A 17,479-nucleotide genomic window follows, 5' to 3' on the forward strand; every position below is an offset into this window, starting at 1 on the left:
GTTTTAACAATACATACTAGATTTTTTGTTATGCTTAGCAGCTTCTGACTATAAATACTGATGAAATAAGGGTTATCTATGTCCTTTACCCGATCTCAAATTTTTCTTGCCTGTGCTTTGGCTTCTAGCTTGTTGTTCAGTGCTTGTTCTAAAGAAAACAAACCACAAAAAGAAGATGCGCTCACAGCGACCGCACCTGCTACTGGGGAAGCTTCAACTATTATTGAACGTAATGCTAAACAGCGTTTAATTGAAACTTTGCAAAAACAATTTAAGAATGCAAACATCAACGCCAAAATTTTAGACATTAAGCCTACTGAAGTTCCTAATTTATATTGGGTAAATCTCGAAGGAATGACGTCGATTTATACAACCAGTGATGGTAAATATCTTATTCAAGGTGATGTCATCCGTTTAGGCGGTAAAGAGCTGCATAATATTGGCGATAACCTTCAAGCTTCAGAAAATAAAAAGCACCTTGCTGCTTTAAAAAATGAAGATTTGATTGTTTACCCAGCGAAAGGTGGCAAGGCTAAACATGTGATTTATGTGTTTACCGATGCAAGCTGTCCTTATTGCCACAAATTACATGAGCACATACCTGAAATTAATGAAAAGGGTATTGAGGTTCGTTATATTGCTTGGCCACGTGGTGAGCAATTCATGCCAACCATGGAAGCCGTTTGGTGTAGTGCAGACCGTAAAGCTGCATTTAACCAAGCCGTACAAGGCGTTAGTATTCCACCTGCGCAATGTAAAAACCCTGTTCGCGAACAATATCAACTTGGTTTAAACATGGGCGTGAATGGTACTCCTGCAATCTATAATGTTGATGGCGAGTACTTGGGTGGCTACTTAACACCAGATGAATTGGTTAAAAAACTGGATAAATAACATCCATTAAGCTGATGAATGATTCATCAGCTATCTCTTCAACAAAGCGCTGCTCTTATCGCAGCGCTTTGTTTTTCCAATAATTAATACTTTTTCTATCAGTGTTTAAAGACTGATCTACTCTGCTTTTCCGAACATCGCACTCTAATTGATTGAACAGGCACGAAAAGCGCTAGAGTCTGGCGTTTTTTTTAGCTATGATCTAGCTTCAACTAAATGATTAAATGATGATATGGAGTGTGACGTGAAACCAGTTCGCCTGGCAATACTCGGTTTAGGAACCGTTGGTGGAGGAGCCCTTAAACTACTACAAGAAAATGCCGCTGAAATTAAACGTCGCACCGGTCGAGAAATTCAAATTACCCACGTTGGAACACGCCGCCCTCGTCCAGATCTTGAATTAGAAGGGATTAAACAAAGCGCAGACTTACTTGATATCGTTCGTCAACCCGATGTAGATGTGGTTGTAGAAGTGATGGGTGGTATTCACCCTGCTTACGAAGTCATCATGGAAGCGATCAAACACGGTAAACAAGTTGTTACTGCAAACAAAGCTTTACTCGCTGAACATGGCAATGAACTATTTAAAGCAGCTGAAGACAATGCTGTGCAAATTGCTTATGAAGCAGCAGTAGCTGGCGGTATTCCAATTATTAAAGTAATCCGTGAAGGTCTTGCTGCAAACCATATCGAGTGGCTTGCAGGCATTATCAATGGTACAGGTAACTTTATTCTCACTGAAATGCGTGAGAAAGGTCGTGCATTTGATGATGTATTAAAAGAAGCTCAAGAACTCGGTTATGCAGAAGCAGACCCAACTTTTGACGTTGAAGGTATTGATGCTGCACACAAGCTTACAATTTTAGCGTCTTGTGCTTTTGGTATTCCTCTTCAATTCGATAAAGTTTATACCGAAGGTATCAGCAAAATTACTGCACAAGATGTGAAGTATGCCGAAGAGCTTGGTTTCCGCATTAAACATTTAGGCATTGCCCGTCGTGCTGAACATGGCATTGAATTACGTGTTCATCCAACACTTATCCCAGATGAGCAACTTATTGCTAACGTAAACGGTGTTAAAAATGCTGTTTTAGTTCAGGCAAATGCAGTTGGTCCAACGCTGTACTACGGCGCTGGTGCTGGTGCAGGCCCAACAGCTTCTGCGGTTGTTGCCGATGTGATTGATATTGTTCGTGACATCTCTTATACAGAAGATGGCGCAGGTACAATTCCTCAACTTGCTTTTGAAGCATTAACAAATATGCCAATTTTAAGCCGTGAAGAAATGACCACAGGTTATTACATCCGCTTAAATGCTGAAGATCAGACTGGTGTACTTGCAGATGTAACGACCATCTTAAGCCGTGCCGGAATCAGTATTGATGCCATCATGCAACAATCACGCTTAAAAGACCTCATTCCAATCGTAATTTTGACCGATCCAATCGTTGAATCAAAAATGGATGATGCTCTTGCGCAAATCCAAGCATTACCTGCTATTCGTGGCGAAATCGTAAGAATTCGTTTAGAATCGCTCGATAGTTAATCAGGTTGAGGGAAAGATTCCCTCTCCCGCTTCACCTCTAATTGGAACACCATCATGTCTAATGCCAATCGTTATACTGGTCTTGTAGATCGTTATCGTGACCGTTTGCCAGTTTCGGCAACTACTCGTGCTATCTCTTTGGGTGAGGGCAACACCCCACTCATTAAACTTGAGAATATTCCACGTATTATTGGCAAAGATGTTGAAATTTATGTGAAATATGAGGGCTTAAACCCGACTGGTTCATTTAAAGACCGTGGTATGACCATGGCTGTAACCAAAGCGGTTGAAGAAGGCTCTAAAGCGATTATCTGTGCATCTACGGGTAACACGTCTGCTGCTGCTGCTGCATACGCTGCTCGCGCTGGTATCAAAGCATTTGTTTTGATTCCAGAAGGTAAAATTGCGATGGGTAAAATGGCTCAAGCCATGATGTATGGTGCGATCACTATGCAAATCCGTGGTAACTTCGATGATGGTATGCGTCTAGTAAAAGAAGTGGCTGATCAAGCACCTGTAACGATTGTAAACTCAATCAACCCTTACCGTTTGCAAGGTCAAAAAACCATTGCTTATGAAATCGTTGAAGCTTTAGGCCGTGCACCTGATTATCACTGCTTGCCAGTAGGTAACGCAGGTAACATCACCGCTCACTGGATGGGTTATACAGAAGCTGTAGCAAACCAACCTGCTGATCAGTTCGAACAAGTTGTTTATGATGCTGCGACTGATCAATTCACTGGTCCTAAACCAGAAGGCTTACCAACAATGGTAGGTTACCAAGCTTCTGGCGCAGCTCCATTCTTACGTGGTGCTCCAGTTGAAAGCCCTGAAACAGTTGCAACTGCAATCCGTATTGGTAACCCACAAAGCTGGAACCATGCAAAAGCTGTAGTACGTGACTCTAAAGGCTGGTTTGATGAACTTCAAGACAGCGAGATTTTAGAAGCTCAACGCTTACTTTCTATGTATGAAGGTGTATTTGTTGAGCCAGCGTCTGCTGCTTCTATCGGCGGTGCAATCCGTGACATTAAAGCGGGTAAAATTGCTGAAGGTTCTGTCATCGTATGTACAGTAACTGGTAATGGCTTGAAAGATCCTGACACTGCAATTAAACAATGTGCTGATGCAGTGATGTTGTCAATTGATGCAACGATGGACCAAGTTAAAGATTCAATTTTATCTAATATGTAAGATCTGAGTTTTATAAAAACGGCTGTTTTAAACAGCCGTTTTTTTATGCTTTTTAAAATGCTATAAAAAAACGCTTCTTAAAAGAAGCGTTTTTAAAATATTGAACTTAAATACGTTTTGGTAAATTACTCAACCAACCTAATAAGTTAGTTGCGTCGTTATTACGTGCCTGTGTACTTGGCTCTCCAAGCAATACAATTACTGCTGGACGCGAATTTACAGTTGTGTGCATCACAACACAGCGCCCTGCTTCATTAATATAACCAGTCTTAGATAAGTTGATATTCCAACCACCATTACGCACTAAAGCATTGGTGTTGTTAGATTTCAACACGCGATAACCCAAGTTAAAATCATAAGTCGGTGTAGTTGAGAATTGACGGATCAAACCATACTGAGATGCTGTACTTGCCAAAATCCCTAAATCACGCGCAGAAGAGACGTTGCGTGGGTCTAAACCAGTTGATTCATAATAATGAGTTGCACTCATACCCAAAGAACGTGCTTTAGCATTCATCGCTGCTACGAATGCAGGACGACCGCCCGGATAAGTACGTGCTAAAGCTGCCGCTGCAGGGTTTTCAGACTTCATTAAAGCAAATAGAAGAACTTCTGCACGGTTCATCTTGTCGCCAACACGTAAGGTTGAGCTTGAGTTTTTACCATTTGCACCAGCAAAATCGATTTGCTCAAGTGTAATTTCTTCTGACATGTTTAAACGCGCATCTGCCGTTACAACTGCTGTCATTAATTTGGTAATAGACGCAATCGGTACCGATGCGTTGGTATTTTTACTATAAAGGACCTCACCTGTTTGTGCATCCATCACAAGTGCAGCACGTGCGCTGACACTCGGCTGGGCGTTATAACCCCCAGTATCACGGATTGGAGCAACTCTAGGTGTAGAGCTAATAACTTTTGGCGCATTACCGCCACGCAAAGTTGTAGTTACAGAAGTTGAACCTTGCGGCGTCGGCTCATCATCTTCATCATTTAAAAGTTGACTAGCATCCGCTGCTGACCAATTTAAACTTGCAGTACCAGTACTCCCTGAGGACGGGTTATTGACGAGTTCTGCAAAGCTTGTTGAACTCAAACTAAGCAAAATAGACATGCTTAGCACATGCATTAAAGACTTTTTAGAATTTTTCACGGCACAATACTCGACTCAGGGTGACACACATTTGCGCTTACTATCATTATGCCTTACATTTGGGATATAAGGTATAAAGCTTTACCGACACAATTGTGCACAACTATTCGCTCACTATAGAAGAATAGGATTGCTAATTTTGTCATTCCATTGCAAGCTTATTTTGCTTTATGTAACAAAAAACTTGTTTTTTGAAAGAAAGGAGGTCTTCTTGATTACAGTTTTAGTTGTCGATGACCATGAACTGGTACGTACGGGTATTTGCCGTATGTTAGAAGATCATGCAGATGTTGAGGTAATTGGACAAGCCGAATCTGGGGAAGAAGCAATTGCTATCGTTCGCCAGCAACATCCGCAAGTCGTACTACTTGATGTCAACATGCCGGGCATCGGTGGTGTAGAAACAACTCGTCGTTTATTACAAACAGCCCCAGAGACCAAAGTCATTGCTGTAAGTGGCCTTGCTGAAGAACCCTACCCGTCTTTATTGCTAAAAGCTGGAGCAAAAGGCTATATCACCAAGGGTGCGCCAATTGCCGAGATGGTACGAGCAATTAATAAAGTCATGCAGGGCGGTAAATATTTTAGTGCTGATATTGCCGAGCAGCTAGCAAGCTCTTATTTATCAGACACTCAACAATCCCCTTTTGATTCATTATCGGAGCGAGAAATGCAAGTTGCGATGATGGTCGTCAACTGTATTAGCGCACAAGAAATTGCCGATAAACTTTTTGTGAGTGTGAAAACTGTAAATACTTACCGTTATCGTATTTTTGAAAAGTTAGGAATTGATAGTGATGTAAAACTCACACATCTTGCGATTCGTTACGGTCTGATCAAACCATAATCAGACTTACATGCACTCTCCTTTAAATTCATCCCTGTCCCATACGATTTTTCGTTTGGGCACTTGGTATGGTTTATACCGTCTTATTATTGCGGTTAGCCTGACTATTATTTTGGTTTCAACCAATGCGCAAACCGACAATAGCTTGCAGCACCCTGCTTTATATTTCTACACACTACTCGGCTATTCGCTCTTAAGCCTTGTCCAGTTGTTATGCTTTAAATTGGTTGCGACTCAGGCAACACGCCAGCTTGCTTTATTTTTTATTATCGATGTTATTTGTTTGAGTTTGCTGACTTTTTCTGTTGGTGAACCAAATTTACAGCTTAGTCTACTTTATGTAATTGCAATCTTTACCTCGGCAATTTTGCTCAGCGCAAGAATGTCTTTAATCATTACCTTACTTGCGATCATTGCAGTTATTTACCAACGCTTCGTGGGTAGTTTGTTCGACTACAATAATCTAAACACGATCAGTAATAGCGCCCTACTGGCCTTCTTATTTTTTGTGGTGCATGGTATTGGACAAATTGCCGTGCAGCGTTTTAAATTACTTGAAGCACTCACCTTTCACCAATCAATAGAACTTTATCAATTACAAAATATTAACCGCTATATTTTAGAACAAATTGAAGAAGGCTATTTAGTTTTAGATGAAAACTACGACATCGTTGTCAGCAACCCAGCCGCTTGCTCACTGCTTGGCATTCCTCCCCAATTTGCCAATGAAAAATATCCTTTGGCTAAATGGCATGCCGATTTATTTGAAATATTGAAGTTTGGTGATTTACAAGAAGGTGACCGATTTATTTTTGAGTCTCGGCTATCAGCCTATTCTATTAATATTAAAGTGCAGCATCTTTTAGTTCCGCAACAAGCGCTAACACTGCTTATTTTACAAGATGCCCAGCAAATTAATCAGCAAGCACAGCAGCTCAAACTTGCCGCTTTAGGGCAACTCTCAGCAAGTATTGCACATGAAATTCGCAATCCCCTTGCTGCAATTGTTCAAGCAAATGAGCTACTTAAAGACAGCGACCCAGAACAACAAAATACTTTACGCCAGATGATTGGCAAACAGACCAAACGCATTGATAGTATTGTTCAAGACACCTTAGGACTTGCTCGTAGTGAAAGAACACACCCCATTCAGATTGATTTAAACTACTTTATAAATACATTACTCGATGAAGATTTATCTGACGTTAAGCATTCTATTCAGCTCAAAATTTCTGATCGTTCTTTAAAATTTTTATTTGATGAAAAACAATTAAGACAAGTCATGATCAATCTGGTGCGAAATGCTCTACGGCATAATGCACCCGACTCATCGAATGTCATGATCGATATTCATTCACAAACAAATAAAATTTATATTGATGTGATCGATTACGGTGAAGGTGTTTCAAAACGTGATATATCTCAATTATTTAAACCATTTTTTAGTACCGAAATTAATGGAACTGGTTTAGGATTATACTTGTCTCATAGTTTTTGTGAGGCAAACCATGCAAAGCTCACCTATGTAGAGCAAAAACAAGGGGCATGCTTCAGAATAGAATGTCCAATAATATATTGATTTTTTTATTAGGTTTTTGGGGAAATGGCAGAACAGCAACCACTCGTTTTGCTTGTAGACGATGAAGAAGATTTGTGCCTTTTAATGCAAATGACACTTGCACGAATGGGAATTAAAACACATCTTGCTTATCGGGTTGAACAGGCCAAACAACTCTTCACACAGTTTCATTACGATGCATGTTTAACCGATTTAAACCTACCCGATGGAAGTGGGTTAGATTTAGTCAAACATGTCTCTCAAAATTACACCAACACACCCATTGCGGTTTTAACTGCCTACGGCAATATGGATATTGCAATTGCAGCATTAAAAGCAGGTGCTTTTGATTTTGTAAGCAAACCCATCAACCAAGTACATCTAGATCAGTTATTACAGAAAGCCTTGAATCGGCAAAAAACAGAGTATGATTTTGCCGAGAGTGCTTTAGAAAACAAATTATTAATCGGTCGTTCTCTGCCTATTCAACAATTACGCATCGCAATTAAAAAAATTGCTCGCTCTCAAGCACCGGTATTTGTTACGGGTGAGTCTGGAACAGGTAAAGAAGTAGTTGCTAACCTAGTTCATCGGCTGAGTAACCGTAGTGAAGGTCCTTTTATTGCGATTAACTGCGGTGCTATTCCAACCGAACTCATGGAAAGTGAGCTGTTTGGGCATAAAAAAGGTAGCTTTACCGGTGCCACGCAAGACAAACAAGGCCTAATTTTATCGGCTCATGGCGGTAGTTTATTTTTAGATGAAATTGCCGAATTACCATTAAGTATGCAGGTTAAACTGCTCCGTGCAGTACAAGAGAAAAAGATTCGTCCCGTCGGTTCCGATCAGGAAATTGATGTTGATTTTCGAGTAATTAGTGCGAGTCATCAAGACTTAGATTTATTGGTTAGACAAGGCAAATTCCGTCAGGATTTATTCTTCCGTATCCACGTTATGGACCTGATGTTACCGCCTCTACGTGAACGTGGTGAAGATGTCTTGTTACTTGCAAATCACTTTATTCAGAAAATTTGTATGGAGTGGGAAACCCCACCTAAGCAATTAACCGAAGCAGCTGAAACTTACTTGTTACAGCAGCACTTTCCGGGCAATGTTCGCGAATTAAGAAATATGATTGAGCGAGCAATTACCTTAAGTGACGATGCCAACATTGATATACCACATTTGCATCCTGCACCTTTAAGAGCAAATATTCCTCATCCAATAACATCGGCATCTCAAAGCTTACCGAGTCCGGTAACTGCTGCTCCACAGACTGTAAAGAAATTGCCTACTGAGGGCTTGGAGCGTTATTTAGAAAGTATTGAAAAAGATATCTTGCTCAATGCACTCAATATGACCCATTGGAATCGAACCTTAGCAGCTAAAAAACTAGGAATGACTTTCCGTTCTTTACGCTATCGTTTGAAGAAATTTGGATTAGATACTGAAACTGAACAGGAAGTATAAAGCTTACTTCCTTTTTAGAAGTAGATCGGCAACACGATCTAAATAAACTTCTTCTTTCATTTCTGGAGGTAAGGGATAGGTCTGATTAGGCTGAATACCTTGCCCTTCAATCATATTACCGTTCGGTGTGTAGTAATGTGAGACCGTCATTTGTAAGGCTGCCCCACTTGGTAAAGGGAAAAGCTTTTGTACAACGCCCTTTCCATAACTTTTCTCACCAATGACCCAAGCACGTTGATGCTCTTTCATTGCAGCAGTAAAAACTTCTGCTGCTGATGCAGATCGGTGATTAATTAAAATACCAACTTTTATATTTTGAAAATCATTCCCGGGTAAAGCCTGAAATTGCTGATTGCCTTCCGAACGACTTTTTGTAGAAACAATAATGCCATGATTTAAAAATAAATCGGCTGACTCAACAGCAGCAGATAACAGCCCACCTGGGTTATTTCGTAAATCAATTAATACGGCTTTTAAACGCGAAGAACTATTTTCTTCAATTAAACGTTTAATCTCATTGGCAGTATCTTGCTGGAATACTCTAATTTTTAAGACCAATACCTGATTATGTAACATGACAGGTTCAATATCGGTTTCAATCTTTTTATTACGAACCAAACTGATTGGGGTATTTGACTCTTCTGTCTGTACTTGAAGTGTTGACCCTATCGATCCATAAAGCAAACCAAATACTTGATCTTGCGTCAGATTCTTAAGCTCTTGATTGTCGATCTTTAAAATAGTTTGGCCATTTCTTAAGCCTAATTTATATGAGTCTGAACCCACCTTCAGGTCACGAATCATCCATTTATGAATATGTGCTTCTGGACTTAACGCGAAATCAACCGAAGCAAGATCACCTTCGGTATATTGAATGAGTTGACGATATTCTTCAGCTGACAAATAACGGGAGTAACGGTCTAGACCACTAACAAGGCCTTTAATTGCTTGTAAAAATAAAGCGTCGTCCGACTTTTCATCGACATAGTTATCGCGAACAATTCCGTAAATTTGTACAAACTGCTGAATCGACTCAATAGGGACTTCTGCATAACTTTCTTCAGATTCTTGTGAATCAGCATGCTGAGGCGATAATTTTTCTTTTACAACAGGAGCAGCAAGAGCGAGGTGGCTGCAACACATCAATACACTACCAAAAAAAGCTTTATATATATTGTGTTGCAGCATTTAGTCACCTATCGCTTATGCAGATAATGTAATCAGATTACGACCTTGCATTTCCGCAGGTACAGGAATCTGCATTAGATTAAGGATGGTCGGTGCAACATCTGCAAGTACACCACCTTCTGCAATAGTCGCTTGTGTTGGACCAACATAAATAAACGGTACAAGCTCTGTTGTATGTTGAGTATGAACCTGACCACTTTCGTAGTCCTGCATTTGCTCAACGTTACCATGGTCAGCAGTAATAAGCATGTGGCCTTTTTTCGCCATCACAGCTTCGTATACACGACCTAAACATGTATCAACTGCTTCAACGGCTTTAACCGCAGCATCAAATACGCCTGTATGACCTACCATATCACCATTGGCAAAGTTCACAACAAGTAAATCGTACTCACCTGAGTTAATTGCCTTAACGAGTTCATCAGTTACTTCATAAGCACTCATTTCAGGCTTCAAGTCATATGTTGCAACGTTTGGTGATGGAATTAGAATACGCTTCTCACCTGGGTATTCATCTTCACGACCACCACTAAAGAAGAATGTCACATGAGCATATTTTTCTGTTTCAGCAATACGTAATTGTGTTTTGCCAAGAGAAGATAAATATTCACCAAGTGAGTTTTTCAACTCTTCAGGCATATATGCCACAGGTGCATCAATACTTGCCTGATAACGCGTCAGCATGACAAATTTAGAAAGGTTCGGTACAACTTTACGCTCAAAGCCAGCGAAGTCTTTTTCGACAAATGCACGAGTAATTTCACGAGCACGGTCAGCACGGAAGTTCATGAAAACAACGCTATCGCCGTCTTGAACTTTGGCCACATCACCAATACGAGTTGCTTTTACAAACTCATCATTTTCATTAGCTGCATAGGCAAGCTCTAAACCTTCAACTGCAGTATTTGCAGTACGAACTGCTTCACCTTCAGTCAATAAACGGTAAGCCTGTTCTACACGGTCCCAACGATTGTCACGGTCCATTGCAAAGTAGCGACCAATCATGGTTGCAATGCGCCCTTTGCCTTCATATTGAGCAAATAAAGCATCTAATTTTTCTAATGAAGGTTGAGCACTACGTGGAGGAGTATCACGACCATCAAGGAATGCATGAAGGTAAACTTTTGCACCACGTTTTAATGCAAGCTCACACATTGCCACAATATGGTCTTCGTGTGAATGAACACCACCTTCAGAAAGTAGGCCCATAATATGAACTGCACCACCTGCCGCTTTTGCTTTTTCAACAGCGTCAATCAACACTTCATGTTTGAAAAAGTCGCCAGTACGAATGTCTTTAGTAATACGGGTAAAATCTTGGTACAACACACGGCCAGCGCCAAGGTTCATATGGCCAACTTCGGAGTTACCCATTTGTCCATCAGGTAGACCTACATCTTCGCCAGAACCAGAGATCAGACTATTTGGATGCTTTGCTTTCATTGCAGTTAAATTCGGGGTTTTTGCTGCAAGAAAAGCATTATCTTCAATCGCTTCACGGTGTCCAACACCGTCCATAATGACCAGAACGTGAGGGATCTTGCCAGCAGTTGCATCCGTCATAATCAATTTCTCTTTTGTCTACAATTTCATCGCAATATCTTACCGAATTTTCGGTGAAGACTCTATTTTTTCCTATGGCTTTCACCAATGCAGATCATTGAGAAAGCCATTCATATTCTTTCAAATTAGCGGGCACGGTAAAGTAAGTAACTTCCGGCACCAAACATTAAAATAATAGGTACAAGTACAAACCAAGCTGGAGAAGGTGCATATACCAAACTTGCGTAACCCAAGAAATCTTGCAAGTAATAGAAGCCTAAACCAATAAAGAGTGCGATCACCAAACGGAAACCCATTGACTGTTGACGTAGTGGACCAAAAATAAAAGAACACGCCACTAATACAAGCGTAATCAATGAAAATGGAGAGGCAACTTTTTGCCAGAAAGCCAATTGGTAAGTTTTAGGAACTTGGCTATATTCCTCCATATAGCGCATAAAACTAATGAGCTGACTTGGAGATAAGTCTTCAGGGTCTAAAGTCACCATGTGTACATATTTAGGTTGTAAAGCCAACCCTAAAGACTGCTGATCATGGTTATTTTGTATTGAATTACCATCTGTAAGAATGTCGGTCTGGCTGGCTTTTTGCAAAGACCATTGACCATCTTTGATAAACTTTCCTTGCTCTGCATTAATTACTGACTGCAAGTGATATTCTTTATCAAAGTCGACAACCTGAATATCTCTTAGATTCCCTTGCGAGTTTGCATAATCAATATAAATAAAGCGCTGCCCTTCTCGCGACCAATAGCCTTTCACTTCGCCTAAAGCCGCTACTGAACGATGGCTTTTGATACTTTGTGCTTTCTCATTGGTATAGGGAACAACCCACTCGCTTAGCGCAAAAGATAAAACAATGAGTAGCAAAGCTGAACGCATCACCCAGCCTACAATACGCCATAAACTAATCCCGACTGAGCGCATCACGATGAGTTCACTGTTGGATGCTAAAGCACCCAACCCAATCACAGCACCAATTAAGGCCGAGATAGGCAAAATTTCGTATAGATAACGAGGAGCGCCCCATAATACATAGATAAAAGCTTGCCATGCATTATAGTCAGGCTTTAACTCACCCAACTCACCCAAATAGGTAAACAAGACTTGCAAAACAGATAAGACAATGGTGGTACCAAACATTGCAAGCGCAGTGGTTTTCGTCACATATTTGGCGACTATTCGACGTGCTAACATTATAATTTCACTCGCTTGATCTGTTTCTTGATTTTCGGCCCTAATTTCTGTTTACGTGAAAATAAGGCAGCTGCAATTGCATAAACCAATAAAGCCGCTGGATAAGCCCAAATATCCAATTCACCTTTACTAATACGAGTCTTAATCGCAATCATAAGCACAATCAGGCTCGCGAAAATAAAAATAGATGGAATAAGACGATAATAACGACCTTGTCGAGGACTCACCTCAGACAATGCAACCGACATCATTAGGGCAACAATAATGGTAAACGGACCAAATAAACGCCATCCCAATTCACTTCTAATGACTGGATCATTAGTTTTAGCCAATAGCTTAGAAGTTGGAAGTGCTTCTACTTCGCTACTTTCAAATTTGACGTCTTTATCATTTTCTAAACGCAGACGATAAGACTGGAACTCTGCTTGCGTATATTTAGGTTGTCCCGGATATATTTCATAACGGCGACCTTGAACCAGATCGACAACATTGGCTGTATCATTAGCCATCTCAACACGTGTTGCCTCTTTTGCCAAAATCATGACATCTGGCTTGCCTTCTTTGGTCGCACGTTGATAAAAGAAAATATCCTTGAGGTTTTTACGGTCTTCCGACAATGAGCCTGCATAAATCGTATAAGGCCCTGAAGAAATAAACTCTCTTGGTCGAACCAAGTCAAAGCCTGTCCGTACAGCTTGGGTCGTCGTTAGTTTTTCAAATTCACGTAGTCCCCACGGCGTCATCCATAGCATAAGTACAGACTGACAAACCATATAAACCAGTGTCATTGGAATGAGTAAACGCGCTAACTGATGACGGCTTACCCCACTACCATTCAAAACAGCCATTTCATGGTCAACATATAAACGACCAAACACCAACATTAAACCAATAAAAAATCCCAGTGGTAAAATGAGTGTTAAAAATTCAGGTAAACGGTATCCAATGATGCTAAATAAAATACTTGCATCTAAACGCCCCTGTGCCGCCACACCAAAGTATTTGATCAGACGACCACCCATCATGATTAGGGTCAATAATGCAATGACCACCAATGAGGTAGAGACAACTTGCTTGACGAGATAACGCCGAATAATCAAATTAATACTTCCAAAAGGCTAAACGGGACGAACGCTAGTTTACCCGAATGTTAAAAATATAAAACCGCACATTGCAACGCTATGCTTGAAAGTGTTTCAATGTTTTAATCCAACATAACTTTCTATAGGCAATCACGGCAGCCATGAAATTTACAACTTATACAACTTTTCCTGAACAAACATCTAATGAATCTTTGTGGGTTTTAGTTGATTCAGAACAGCTACAAAGCAACCTCAATACATATCAAATCAATAACCTAGAAAGTATTCTTACGGCGACTCAATATAAAGCTAACTTCAATGAGACACTGCCATTATTTGGTCAGCTTAGCACTCAACCTCACAGCCAACTACTTGGTTTAGGAAAAGCAGCTGAACTTCAAGCAGTTAAGTTAGCTAAATTGGCACAAACCATTATCAAATCGACACAAAATAAATTTAAGCATATCGCAATTGATATTGCTGCATTACCTGTCGAATACCATTATTTATTCGCCTTAAGCTTAACTCAAGCAGCTTATGGTTATGATGAGTTTAAATCGAAAAAAAATGAATTTGTGTTACAACAAGTTGATTTAATTAGTCCACAAACCAGTCTTGATGAAAATCAACTTGCGTTAGTGCACGCAGTACAATCTGGTCAGTCTTTTGCTCGTGACTTAGGAAACCGTCCAGGTAATATCTGTTTCCCTGAATATTTGGCTGAACAGGCTTTAGCTTTAGCTGCCGAATTCCCTGATTTACTCAAAGTGACTGTCTTAAATGAGCAGCAAATGGCTGACTTAGGCATGTATGCTTTCCTTGCAGTCAGCAAAGGATCTGAGCGTCCAGGTCGTATTGTTACTCTTGAATACCAAGCACAGCTTGAACAAGCCCCTGTCGTACTTGTCGGTAAAGGCGTTACTTTTGATACAGGTGGTATTTCTTTAAAACCAGGCCTTGGCATGGATGAAATGAAATTCGATATGTGTGGAGCAGCCTCTGTACTCGGCACAATCCGTGCATTATGTGAAGCACGCCTTCCAATCCATGTGGTGGGCGCGATTGCAGCAGCAGAAAATATGCCTTCGGGTAAAGCGACTCGTCCGGGTGATATCGTAACGACCATGAGTGGTCAAACTGTTGAAATTTTAAATACGGATGCAGAAGGCCGTTTGGTTCTTTGCGATACGTTAACCTATATCAAACGTTTCAACCCGGCAGTCGTTGTTGATATCGCAACATTAACTGGTGCTTGTGTAGTTGCATTAGGTAAAGTGCTAAGCGGTTTATTCTCTCCTGACGATGCCTTAGCAGCTGAGCTTCAACAAGCAGGTGAGCAGTCATTTGACCGTGTGTGGCGCATGCCAGTGATTGATGATTATCAAGAACTATTGGACTCACCTTTTGCAGACATCGCTAACATTGGTGGACCACATGGTGGTGCAATTACAGCGGCCTGCTTCCTTGAGCGTTTTACTCGTGACTATCGTTGGGCTCACCTAGATGTAGCAGGAACAGCTTGGTTATCAGGTACAGCAAAAGGTGCGACTGGCCGTCCAGTACCACTACTTATGCAATTCTTGGCTAACCGTGTAAATACGAATGGCTAAAGTTAGCTTTTATCTGTTTGAAACCAGTGAAGAACGGCAAGTCGATAGTGCTTGCCGTTTATGTCGGAAGATTTTGCTGAAGCATTCAAACATCTGGTGGTATTGCCCAGATGTACAGTTACAACAAACACTTGATGAAAAATTGTGGAGCTTTGATCCGACCAGTTTCATTGCACATGGGATTGATCAGGCAGACGCCGCCGTATGTATTTCGGCTAAACAACCATCTGAACAAGGCTGGTTGGTATTTAATTTTAACAATCATGCACTTGAACAAGTGAATCATTTTAGCCACATTATAGAAATTGTTGAAAATAATGAAGCAGCCAAGCAAATTGGCCGAGAAAAATTTAAAATGTATCGTCGTTTAGGTATAGAACCTCGAACCTTTAAATTATAACGCGCTAAAATGTAGATACTGTTGAACAAAGGAGAACTGTGGTGGCATTAAATGTCGGGCAAGATTTTAAAAAAAGATGGTTAAATGCGCCTGAAGCTGTCCGTCATGCCTATCAACAGGATTTGGCACGTATTTGTGATTTATTAGAGCCTCAGACGCCTATTCAACTTTGGGTACTCAATGACGAGAAGGCCCAACTAGAGTCACAGCAAAACATTGAACAAGCTTATGCTGACTTAAAAGCAGAGTTAATCGAACAGGCACGTATTCGTCGTCAGCTTGCTTTAGAAAAGTCTCTTGCAGATAAGCGCGCAATGGAAGCAGCTTATGCTGCTGAATTACAAGCAGACGAAGTTCGTAAATTTAGTGAACAAACAGAAGCTCTACAAGCTTTCCGCAGTCACCTAGAACAAGAAGTTGCAGAACAAACTGCGCGTTATCAGAAAAATCCTGAAACACCAGCAGTTAACTACTCTTCTGGCGTAAAACTTAGTATTACCGATGATCAAATCTTATCTGAGCTTGAAAGTTTACGCATTCGTTTAGAACTTGAAGCTGAGAGCTTAATTGAACAATCTGTAACGGCTTTCCGAGCTAAGCTAAATTCGGCAGCTCAAGAAGAAATTGAGTACATTTTAAAGAATTCTAAGTTTTCTGATGAAAAAATAGAAAAGTAAAGTTTGTAAAACCCTCTTTGTCATCAAAATGACATTTAATTGTCACAAAATGGTCATGCATAATATTCTTTTAGTTCAAATAATTATTAGAATAACGCATGGTTATTTATGAAAATTAATGAGGGTAAAAATGGACATTCCACATCAGATTTCAACGCAACTTGAGCAGCTTAATCAGGGTGAGCAATGGACATTTTCAGCACAAGAACTTTATATGAGTCACAACGACTTTAATTCACTTTCAATCTTGCTTACACGAGCGTCAGAAAAAGGTAAGTTTTCAATTACACGCACCCAGCACAATAAACCATGGGTCGGTACACATTCGGTTACTCTCACCAAGCATTAATTTTTAAAATAAAAAAACCGGAACAAGCGTCCGGTTTTTTTATTTTGGCGATTTAAAATTTTATTTTAAAAAACCATTTTCAGCCAAGAAAGCCATACTAATATTTGACTCGGTCTTCTGTTCAGCAGCTTTATCACCCAGTAATAAACGCTCGATATAACGTGCTAATACATCGACTTCAAGGTTAACTTTGCTACCTACTTGCCATGTTCCAATATTGGTACGTTCTGCTGTGTGTGGAATTAAGTTCAAACTTAAAATATTACCGCGCAAATGGTTAATGGTTAAACTAATACCATCTACAGTTACAGAACCTTTCTCTGCCAAATATTTAGCAAGTTCTACAGGCGCTGTCACTTCATAATAAATTGAGCGAGCATCTTCACGTACTACGGTAATTTCACCTACGCCATCAACGTGACCACTAACAATGTGTCCACCAAAACGGGTTGTCGGCAGCATCGCTTTTTCAACATTGACACGTTGACCCACTTTCCAGTTACCCAAAGTAGTACGGTTTAAACTTTCGCGAGAAACATCTGCTGCGTACCAATTGTCACCCCACTCAATCACGGTGAGACAGATTCCATTGGTTGCAATTGAGTCACCCAAATGTACATCAGACATATCCAAATCGGTTTGAATACGTAAACGCACATCGCCACCTACACTTTGCAGGCTTTCTACTTTACCTAAACTTTCAATAATGCCTGTAAACATGGCTCAATCTCCAAATCTTTTACACTGCTTAA

General features: G+C 40.4%; 16 protein-coding genes. 10 read left to right on the top strand and 6 right to left on the bottom strand.

Translation table 11 applies throughout. The annotated features are described in order from the left end of the window. Nucleotides 1-78 precede the first annotated feature (78 nt). The 3 genes from ACH8JV_RS04695 to thrC all read left to right on the top strand — a co-directional run bounded on the left by ACH8JV_RS04695 (nt 79) and on the right by thrC (nt 3,634). Nucleotides 79-894 (top strand): DsbC family protein, encoded by an 816-nt coding sequence (locus ACH8JV_RS04695; RefSeq protein WP_311070214.1) that lies wholly within the window; start codon nt 79-81, stop codon nt 892-894. Between the two features lie 244 nt (nt 895-1,138). After that, nucleotides 1,139-2,440: a homoserine dehydrogenase gene (locus ACH8JV_RS04700; RefSeq protein WP_263612743.1), complete on the top strand. Its 1,302-nt coding sequence runs from the start codon at nt 1,139-1,141 to the stop codon at nt 2,438-2,440. A 54-nt stretch (nt 2,441-2,494) separates the two neighbouring features. Further along, nucleotides 2,495-3,634: a threonine synthase gene (gene thrC, locus ACH8JV_RS04705; protein ID WP_019457006.1), complete on the top strand. Its 1,140-nt coding sequence runs from the start codon at nt 2,495-2,497 to the stop codon at nt 3,632-3,634. A 106-nt stretch (nt 3,635-3,740) separates the two neighbouring features. Here thrC and pbpG read toward each other — a convergent pair whose 3' ends face one another. After that, nucleotides 3,741-4,787 (bottom strand): D-alanyl-D-alanine endopeptidase PBP7/8, encoded by a 1,047-nt coding sequence (pbpG, locus tag ACH8JV_RS04710; RefSeq protein WP_311070215.1) that lies wholly within the window; start codon nt 4,785-4,787, stop codon nt 3,741-3,743. A gap of 211 nt (nt 4,788-4,998) precedes the next feature. Here pbpG and ACH8JV_RS04715 point away from each other — a divergent pair, with 211 nt between their 5' ends. From ACH8JV_RS04715 to ACH8JV_RS04725, 3 genes are read left to right on the top strand one after another with little or no spacing between them, the layout of a single operon-like run. Further along, nucleotides 4,999-5,634: a response regulator gene (locus tag ACH8JV_RS04715; RefSeq protein ID WP_000633799.1), complete on the top strand. Its 636-nt coding sequence runs from the start codon at nt 4,999-5,001 to the stop codon at nt 5,632-5,634. A gap of 10 nt (nt 5,635-5,644) precedes the next feature. Beyond that, a complete protein-coding gene (locus tag ACH8JV_RS04720) occupies nt 5,645-7,213 on the top strand; it encodes a sensor histidine kinase (protein ID WP_396519952.1) in 1,569 nt (522 codons plus the stop codon). 24 nt (nt 7,214-7,237) lie between these two features. Next, nucleotides 7,238-8,662 carry a sigma-54-dependent transcriptional regulator gene (locus tag ACH8JV_RS04725; protein ID WP_396519954.1) on the top strand — a complete coding sequence of 475 codons (1,425 nt, stop codon included), beginning with the start codon at nt 7,238-7,240 and terminating at the stop codon, nt 8,660-8,662. A gap of 3 nt (nt 8,663-8,665) precedes the next feature. Here ACH8JV_RS04725 and ACH8JV_RS04730 read toward each other — a convergent pair whose 3' ends face one another. The 4 genes from ACH8JV_RS04730 to lptF all read right to left on the bottom strand — a co-directional run bounded on the left by ACH8JV_RS04730 (nt 8,666) and on the right by lptF (nt 13,709). Then, nucleotides 8,666-9,850 (bottom strand): S41 family peptidase, encoded by a 1,185-nt coding sequence (locus ACH8JV_RS04730; RefSeq protein ID WP_396519955.1) that lies wholly within the window; start codon nt 9,848-9,850, stop codon nt 8,666-8,668. Between the two features lie 15 nt (nt 9,851-9,865). Then, entirely contained in the window at nt 9,866-11,413 is a 1,548-nt protein-coding gene (gene gpmI, locus ACH8JV_RS04735) for a 2,3-bisphosphoglycerate-independent phosphoglycerate mutase (protein WP_002048914.1), read from the bottom strand. A 125-nt stretch (nt 11,414-11,538) separates the two neighbouring features. Next, nucleotides 11,539-12,609 (bottom strand): LPS export ABC transporter permease LptG, encoded by a 1,071-nt coding sequence (lptG, locus tag ACH8JV_RS04740; RefSeq protein WP_039249061.1) that lies wholly within the window; start codon nt 12,607-12,609, stop codon nt 11,539-11,541. After that, nucleotides 12,609-13,709, bottom strand: a complete 1,101-nt coding sequence (lptF, locus tag ACH8JV_RS04745) for an LPS export ABC transporter permease LptF (protein WP_205200467.1) — start codon at nt 13,707-13,709, stop codon at nt 12,609-12,611. The genes lptG and lptF overlap by 1 nt, the downstream gene beginning before the upstream one ends. 143 nt (nt 13,710-13,852) lie before the next feature. On the opposite strand from lptF, the gene ACH8JV_RS04750 reads away from it, so the two are divergent. The 4 genes from ACH8JV_RS04750 to ACH8JV_RS04765 all read left to right on the top strand — a co-directional run bounded on the left by ACH8JV_RS04750 (nt 13,853) and on the right by ACH8JV_RS04765 (nt 16,727). Continuing rightward, nucleotides 13,853-15,301 carry a leucyl aminopeptidase gene (locus ACH8JV_RS04750; RefSeq protein WP_396519957.1) on the top strand — a complete coding sequence of 483 codons (1,449 nt, stop codon included), beginning with the start codon at nt 13,853-13,855 and terminating at the stop codon, nt 15,299-15,301. Then, nucleotides 15,294-15,701 (top strand): DNA polymerase III subunit chi, encoded by a 408-nt coding sequence (locus tag ACH8JV_RS04755; RefSeq protein WP_006581179.1) that lies wholly within the window; start codon nt 15,294-15,296, stop codon nt 15,699-15,701. Before ACH8JV_RS04750 ends, ACH8JV_RS04755 begins: the two co-directional genes overlap by 8 nt. A gap of 38 nt (nt 15,702-15,739) precedes the next feature. After that, the gene (locus tag ACH8JV_RS04760; RefSeq protein ID WP_022575135.1) at nt 15,740-16,378 is read left to right on the top strand and encodes a hypothetical protein; all 639 of its coding nucleotides are present in this window, start codon (nt 15,740-15,742) and stop codon (nt 16,376-16,378) included. A 130-nt stretch (nt 16,379-16,508) separates the two neighbouring features. Next, the gene (locus ACH8JV_RS04765) at nt 16,509-16,727 is read left to right on the top strand and encodes a hypothetical protein (protein WP_396519959.1); all 219 of its coding nucleotides are present in this window, start codon (nt 16,509-16,511) and stop codon (nt 16,725-16,727) included. A gap of 60 nt (nt 16,728-16,787) precedes the next feature. Here ACH8JV_RS04765 and ACH8JV_RS04770 read toward each other — a convergent pair whose 3' ends face one another. Next, nucleotides 16,788-17,447: a riboflavin synthase gene (locus ACH8JV_RS04770; RefSeq protein WP_004710964.1), complete on the bottom strand. Its 660-nt coding sequence runs from the start codon at nt 17,445-17,447 to the stop codon at nt 16,788-16,790. Nucleotides 17,448-17,479 lie beyond the last annotated feature (32 nt).

Source organism: Acinetobacter sp. ABJ_C5_2 (assembly GCF_044538485.1).
GTDB lineage: Bacteria > Pseudomonadota > Gammaproteobacteria > Pseudomonadales > Moraxellaceae > Acinetobacter > Acinetobacter nosocomialis_A.

What these genes read in the sequence shown, in the direction of transcription:
- ACH8JV_RS04695 (WP_311070214.1), top strand. Translation starts at nt 79, where the DNA reads ATGTCCTTTACCCGATCTCAAATTTTTCTTGCCTGTGCTTTGGCTTCT.
- thrC (WP_019457006.1), top strand. Translation starts at nt 2,495, where the DNA reads ATGTCTAATGCCAATCGTTATACTGGTCTTGTAGATCGTTATCGTGAC.
- ACH8JV_RS04720 (WP_396519952.1), top strand. Translation starts at nt 5,645, where the DNA reads ATGCACTCTCCTTTAAATTCATCCCTGTCCCATACGATTTTTCGTTTG.
- ACH8JV_RS04725 (WP_396519954.1), top strand. Translation starts at nt 7,238, where the DNA reads ATGGCAGAACAGCAACCACTCGTTTTGCTTGTAGACGATGAAGAAGAT.
- ACH8JV_RS04730 (WP_396519955.1), bottom strand. Translation starts at nt 9,850, where the DNA reads ATGCTGCAACACAATATATATAAAGCTTTTTTTGGTAGTGTATTGATG.
- gpmI (WP_002048914.1), bottom strand. Translation starts at nt 11,413, where the DNA reads ATGACGGATGCAACTGCTGGCAAGATCCCTCACGTTCTGGTCATTATG.
- lptG (WP_039249061.1), bottom strand. Translation starts at nt 12,609, where the DNA reads ATGTTAGCACGTCGAATAGTCGCCAAATATGTGACGAAAACCACTGCG.
- ACH8JV_RS04750 (WP_396519957.1), top strand. Translation starts at nt 13,853, where the DNA reads ATGAAATTTACAACTTATACAACTTTTCCTGAACAAACATCTAATGAA.
- ACH8JV_RS04755 (WP_006581179.1), top strand. Translation starts at nt 15,294, where the DNA reads ATGGCTAAAGTTAGCTTTTATCTGTTTGAAACCAGTGAAGAACGGCAA.
- ACH8JV_RS04765 (WP_396519959.1), top strand. Translation starts at nt 16,509, where the DNA reads ATGGACATTCCACATCAGATTTCAACGCAACTTGAGCAGCTTAATCAG.
- ACH8JV_RS04770 (WP_004710964.1), bottom strand. Translation starts at nt 17,447, where the DNA reads ATGTTTACAGGCATTATTGAAAGTTTAGGTAAAGTAGAAAGCCTGCAA.